Origin of the sequence: Nocardioides stalactiti (assembly GCF_014180715.1) — a bacterium.
Classification (GTDB): domain Bacteria; phylum Actinomycetota; class Actinomycetes; order Propionibacteriales; family Nocardioidaceae; genus Nocardioides; species Nocardioides stalactiti.
The window spans coordinates 1-6,478 of record NZ_JACEFC010000171.1 but is presented as its reverse complement, the minus strand read 5'-3'; the positions used below and the strand labels follow the sequence as shown (position 1 = coordinate 6,478).

General features: G+C 62.7%; 4 protein-coding genes. 1 reads left to right on the top strand and 3 read right to left on the bottom strand.

What is annotated here, in order from left to right; all coding sequences use genetic code 11:
- Window positions 1–638 precede the first annotated feature (638 nt).
- Window positions 639–1,760 (bottom strand): hypothetical protein, encoded by a 1,122-nt coding sequence (locus H0487_RS21160; protein WP_183096203.1) that lies wholly within the window; start codon window positions 1,758–1,760, stop codon window positions 639–641.
- A 188-nt stretch (window positions 1,761–1,948) separates the two neighbouring features.
- Here H0487_RS21160 and H0487_RS21155 point away from each other — a divergent pair, with 188 nt between their 5' ends.
- The gene (locus tag H0487_RS21155) at window positions 1,949–3,877 is read left to right on the top strand and encodes a protein kinase domain-containing protein (RefSeq protein ID WP_183096202.1); all 1,929 of its coding nucleotides are present in this window, start codon (window positions 1,949–1,951) and stop codon (window positions 3,875–3,877) included.
- Window positions 3,878–4,145: 268 nt separating this feature from the next.
- On the opposite strand, the gene H0487_RS21150 is transcribed toward H0487_RS21155, so the two are convergent.
- Together H0487_RS21150 and H0487_RS21145 are read right to left on the bottom strand one after the other, a co-directional pair.
- Entirely contained in the window at window positions 4,146–4,313 is a 168-nt protein-coding gene (locus H0487_RS21150) for a hypothetical protein (protein WP_183096201.1), read from the bottom strand.
- Window positions 4,314–4,738: 425 nt separating this feature from the next.
- Window positions 4,739–6,196, bottom strand: a complete 1,458-nt coding sequence (locus H0487_RS21145; RefSeq protein WP_183096200.1) for an NUDIX hydrolase — start codon at window positions 6,194–6,196, stop codon at window positions 4,739–4,741.
- Between the last annotated feature and the right edge of the window lie 282 nt (window positions 6,197–6,478).

Here is a 6,478-nt window from a genome sequence, read left to right as displayed (position 1 = left end):
CGGCACGCAAACCGCAAGAGAGCCACACCCACAACCGCGGGTGGGCAGCCGCAAGAAGAGCATCCCGCCGAGCACCTGGACCGAGTCTGGCCGGACGCCGGTCCTACGGGAATCGTCTAGTAGCCGCAAGTGCCGACTGAGCCGCGCGCTGGGCGCAAAGCCGACGCTCCGAGACCGTCCTCGCGCAGCGGGAGTCGATGTTCCCGCGCTTGTTTCGCCACCTTCCACCTCGCTGCGGATGAGCCGATAGACCCCGACGGCAGTGGCGTAGCCTGGACGCATGCGGACGACGTGCCCAACCTGTGGCTCCAAGATGGTGCTGACTGAGGCCGGGCTCATGAGGGGCGAGGGGCGCGATGCCTCTGGTGACCGAGCGCCGGATTACCTTCGGCTCGAGGCCGAGTGCCAGAACCCGGACTGTCCCGGGCGAGCCGCAGACGAGGCGACGAACTGAACTCAGTTGCGGAGTTCAGTGACTAGCCGGCCCTCAGAGCTGGCAGCAGGCGGGCGGCCCGCGACCATTCTCCCACCCTCCTTCGCGGCGCCGACCGGAGCTGTGAACAGTCAGCTCCTGCGCTCACGAGGCGACGCGATTAACGACATTCCGCCGCCAAGCGCCCGCCCCCGCATTCCGCTGCTTATGCCCCCAGCTTGTCCTCGGCTTGGTTCAGGTCGATGGCGAACGATAGTGTCGGTCGAGTACCGAGCTCGAGTGATTCCCAGAATTCTAGATCGCGGTTGAGCGCAAGTACGACCTCGCATCGCCAAACCAATCCTGCGTCGGTCGATTGCCAATCGATGAGGTACTGGTGAGCATCGTCCAACGCCGCACGGAGAGCCTCCTCCGATACGACTTCATGGCTTGGCGCCAAGAGGTCCGCGATTGCGCTCGCGAGCGGGTGGGCGGCTTCGAGTCTGGCTTCTATAGGCTCGAATACCCGATCGCGGAACCAAGCAGCATATTGCTTTTTCTCACGCGATCCTGCCCAATAGAACTGAACATTGACCATCTTTCCGAGTTCCTTCCCAGCGCCGCCAGCGACCTGCAACACGGCAATCCGGTCCACGATGCTTGGGGGAAACCCGCTAAGAATTAGGTTCTGGGCATCCATCATCGGATGGATGAGGACCTGGTCAGGATCACCGTGCACATACTGGTTGTGCGCGGCGATCAAACTGGCCTGGGCTCCGTACAACAGGCGCCAGATCGCATTGAGCATGGATCTGACATCCGAGGATAGTTTCAGGTTGGGCGCCAAGCCGTATCCCCAACCGTCCAAACTGTCGGTGAACTTGTCGACGTCGTTCGCGACCACCTCAAACGGAGAGAAGTCGACCCCGTCCGGCGTGATCGATCGGGCGAGCGAGTGCCGCAGTGCGGATCTGAGGTTGTTCTCCGCCACGTTGACGTCCACGCGTTTCAAACGAATCGCGATGGCATCCAACCTTTCCGATTGCTCATCCAACCGCGCCCAGATCGCGTCGACCTTTCGTTCGAGCCGCCGGGCGGTTTCCAACGTAGCGACGCTGAGGCCAAGGTTGACGACGCCCAGTCCGAGGTCAACCAGTTCGGCGCCGCCAGTGAGGGCAAGCAGGCTCGGGAGAAGGCCACTGCTCGCCGCGTCCACCGCGGTCGCCGAACCAGGATCCATGAATCTGATGCCGCGGGGGTTGAAGATCGGACCATTCTCACCCATGACCTGGTAAACGAGACGACCACTCTGACCCTGTCCTAGGCGGTCGAACGGCACCTCACCCATCCTGTCGCTCCACGTTAGCCACGACGACGATCCTGGCACGCAGGCGACGCCGGTGCGGTTGAACGGTCCGGTAAGGGTTGGACTGCCCCATTCCGCCGCATTCGAACCTGAGTACGTCATGAGAATGTCTCCGGTTGGCCTTCGCAGCACACATCGGCGCCAAGGCTTCGACCTGAGACAATGAGTACATGGCCGCCTCCCGTGCTCTCGAGTTCAAAGTGGGGTATCGCGTCGGAGGCTGGACACTCGTCAACGGCGGACGGTTTAAGCGCGAGGTATGGCGTGTCAAGCACGACGACGGTCGGCACGGAGTAATCAAGACCCTGAGGCCTCAGAGATCCGGTCACGAGCGCTTCGAGCATGAGGTAGCTACGCTCGAGCGCCTCAGGGATTCTGGGGGTGTCCTTCAGGTCCTCGATCGGGAGGACGCCTCACCTCCGACTTGGATGGTCACCGAACTTGCTGAACCGCTCTCTAAGCGCCTCGGCCCGAAACCGAGCATCGGGACGTTGGTATCGCTTTTTGCGGACATTGCAGACACCCTTCTGGACGCTGCCGAGTTCGATGTGGTCCACCGGGACATCAAGCCTGACAACTTGTTCTTCGTCCGTGGTCGTGCCGTCGTCGGCGACTTCGGCCTCGCAACAGGACACGGCTATTCCGACCAGACTCAGGTCGGTGGCTTGGTTGGCGCCGCGAACTTCTGCGCACCCGAAGCCCGCGCATCGCGTCCCGATATCGACTGGGCAGCCGCAGATGTCTACGCATTCGCGAAGACATTCCAAGCCCTACTCGCCGGTGACAGATACCCCCCGCCAGGAACCATCGATGTTCGCCGACAGGAACACGACCTGAGCAAGCTCGGAGGGCGCTCGGCGGACGACCTGGCCCATCTCCTTGAGTTGGCCACGGACCACGCGCCGAGCAAGCGACCGAGTCTCGCCCAGTTCCGTGATGAATTGCGCATCTGGCTACAACTGCACCCTGCGGCTTCCACACCCCAGCCTAGTGGCGATTACGCGAACTTAACTGACGAGATGACTTCCGCGGCGGCAATCTCCCAGGGCGGTCAAGCAAGGATCGTAGATGCGGCCGTGGAGATGTTGCTCGACTTGTGCAGGGGTTTCGGGCCCGACCACGGCCACGTAAAAGACATCCTCGCGGCAGACGCCTCCACGCGACACGAAGCCGACGAAACCGACGACCGTGAGTGGGAGTTTGGGGCGACGAAGCAACTCACCTGGGATGGCGCTGGCGGCGTTCGCATGGTGGCCGCCGGCCTTTTCGATGGCGTGCACGACCTGCGATATGAACTTACTTGGCAGTCACGCACCGCAGATGGTTCCTCCTGGCGGAGGACTTGGCATGGTTCTGGTCAGGTTCAAGCTCGCCTACCAAGTGACGCTGCCGAGCGAGCCAGACTTGCTGACGCCGCCCGCCGGCAACTACCGCCGACTCTGAGTGCCCCGAGCATCGACGCCGAGCTGGATTTGGCTCTACGCCAGGTCGTGACAGGCATACAGCGCAGGAAGAACCTTCACGAAATGCACGAAGAGGCAACCGAGTTGCGAGCCGCCCAAGTCAAGCAGGCAATCGACGACCTGACAGTCGTATGGTCCAGGTTCGGGCGACTTGTGACCAGGGGAGCCGGGGAAGTCGAGGTCCGAACGACCCATGACGACGAGGACTGGTTCCTGACGCTTGAAGATCGAAGGGTCGCCTTGTGGGCGTCCGAACGCGTGGCCACCACTGGGTCTGCGCTCCTCCTGGGAACCATCACAGTCGAAGAGCGCGGAGAGGGTGACGGCGAGGATCGCCACAAGTGCCAGATCGCCAACGTCTACGCCGCGCCAGACCCAGCCGGCGACCCCGTTTGGCATCTCGTCAGGTTCCGACGCAACGATTGGGCGAGTCCTCCAGTACCGGTCGCGGAGACGTGCGCCGACGGAAACGGCGCGATCCCGCACGCGGTCCTTGACGAACTCGTTTATAGGAAGTTCGCCGGGGACTTCCATCCACCTGCGAGCGTCGATAGTTCCGAGCTAGTGACTGCCGAAGCCCTGCTGCGCGTAGTTCTGGCTGAGCTCCTTGCGATGGATCAACCAGCGGGCGGGTAATGAACTGACGGCTAGGGGGTCGCGAAAGTCAGCGCCTGTCAACCGCAGTCATGAGCCGCGCCTACACGCCCACGCTGTCGATGGGCGGCCATCCGGCGCGGACTGCGCACGACGGAAAGTGCGTCATTCCGCCGCGTTTCGGCGTGATCGGAATCGCTATCCGATCATCCCGACAAATGACGCGCCTTACCGCCGCTTGTGGCGCAGCGGTCGCGCGCGGCGCATCTCACAGAGACCTCTGCGATCAGCGTTGGAGTGACTGCCACCGTCACGGATCGTGGCCGAATCGAATGAGGATCAGCGGCATCGGGACACGCTGCGAATCACCGTGGCTGCCGCGGGCATGGCCGGTGTATTTGGTGTCGTCGGGGCGCTTGGAGGTGACGCCGCCGTGGGGCTTATCAGCGCCGACGTTGCCGACCGGCAGATAGGGCAAGAGCAGGCAATGACCTGCGGGCAGAGCGAGCAGAACGGATCGGACAGTACTTGCGGCTGGCAGACGCACTATTGAGCGAACGCGAGTATGCAGATCAAACCCGATCCGGATTGATGGACAATCCAGGCGAGGGACCTCCCACCTGGCAGGCCGCCTACCGCACGAACTGGGAGGCTTACGACCTTGCGACCCTCTACGCATCTTCGGACGAAGCCCTCGACATCAGCACGTACCACAACTATCTGTTCGACGCGTGCAACGAGCCCACTCCACCGCCCCCAGGCGACTACCGCGCTCTCAACGCACTTGAAGCACAGGTACGCGACAGCTGCGGGCCGATCTGCAGTTTGCGGACGATTAGACCGCGATCCGGTGGTACCTCCGCTGCCGTCCATTCCACCCCGTGCGTCCAACCGCCACGTATATCATCGGAACGGATGGCGAAGGGGAATCGTCTGCAGTACTGGCGCTGTGAGGTTAGTCGCCGACTGCGTAGCCGTCGCCCAGTCGATCGCGATGTCCGTGCCGCTCTTTCTCATCAGAGCAGCGAGCGATGCGACCGCCTGCGGTACCAAGTCCGCGCTGGCGGCCCACTTCAGTACGTCGACGTCGGCGTTCTGGGTTCGCCACGGGTCCACGGCAAACAGTTCGCTTCCGACTTCCCATGCACCTTCGACGTGGTCGGCATAGCGGGCGCGTGACGCCACCTCGGCCGCTGAGATTCGCAGCGCGGCGGTGGTGATCAAGCACCAAATCGCAGTGTCCTCCGGCGACCAGATTCTTGCGAGACCAAGGACCCGCAAATCCCCCGGATCCAACTGCAGGCCAACCTCCTCACGGGCCTCCCGGCAGATCGCCGAGAGAAGGTCAGGAATGCCCTCCGGATCACGATCAGCGCGTAGGCCGCGGCGGTCGCGCAGTTCCGCGTTACCAGTAACGAGTGGGCCAATCATCCCGGGATAGGACCCCGCCTGTTCTGAGCGCCGCACGAACAGGATGCAACCATCAGCAGAAACGGGCAGTAGGGCCAGGCTGATCGCGTGGTCGCGGGATGATGCCGGAATCTGCGTGGGATCCCACTTCGTGTTTCGATTGAGCAACTGGGAGTAGGGCATCTTCGCGATCGCGAGGTGCAGCCGATGCCGGCCGCTCTTCTCGTCAAGTTCTAGCTGCTCGTCAAGGAGAAGTGGGAGAATGCCCTCAAACTGGGGTTGAGCGCCGCCCTTGCGGAGACGGCCATCGATCGGCTTTAAGCAGAGCGAATGAGGCGAGACCGACAGTTCTATGTTCCGGGTTGTGTACATGACCCTGGCGAAGTGACCGCGTGCGCGTAGATCGATCTCAACTGCGTCCTTTCGCGCGTGTTCAAGAGACGCGTTTGAGGCATGCTCCCTGAGGATGCTTGAAGTACGTTCGGCGACGGCCGCCATCGACGCAACGAGGTCACTAGCTCGCGTTCCAAAGATCAACCTCGATCGCCACGTTCCCGCCATGACCTCATACGAATCGGCCAGAAAATTGAGTAGGACGCGGCGACTCGGGTCGCCCGCGGCCACGAATGCCATCGGCAGACCGTCTCCTCGAAGGTCAGCCAGCCATTCCAACTCCGCGTTCGCGTCGTGGGGCTGACCGTCGAGGAGGTCCGTTGTCATCTTGCGTGCGGCTGACAGCGCCGCGCGGCGAGTACTGACACCGTGGGTTACCAAGACCTTGACGACAGTTCGTCGCCGAGCACCTGCGAGCACCCGGCTGACCAAGAATCTTGACCCGGGCCCGGTCGAGGCGACAAAGACAATGACGCCAATCAACGATGCGACGACCGCCAGCGCAGCATTCGTAAGGTTCCACGTGGACCCGGCGGATATCGCCTTGAAGATGATCACGGTCTGGAACCTATCGAGTGGATAGTCCCAGAGTGATGCGCGCGGCGGGAGCCACCGGTTTCGAACGGCCGCTGCGTTCCACACTGTTAAACGGCGCATATCTGACTGGCCCGCCCCATCCGACGGCCTGCGCGCGCCTCCATCGACCCGCGTCATTGCGGTACCCCTCTGTTGTCAATCGCCGGTGAGGACTGGGGTCTTCCGGGGTCGTCGGGGCGCGGGTAGCGTCGGTGTTGCGGGTCCGGGAAGTGGCTGATCCGAAGTGTCGATGTGCGGGGGCAG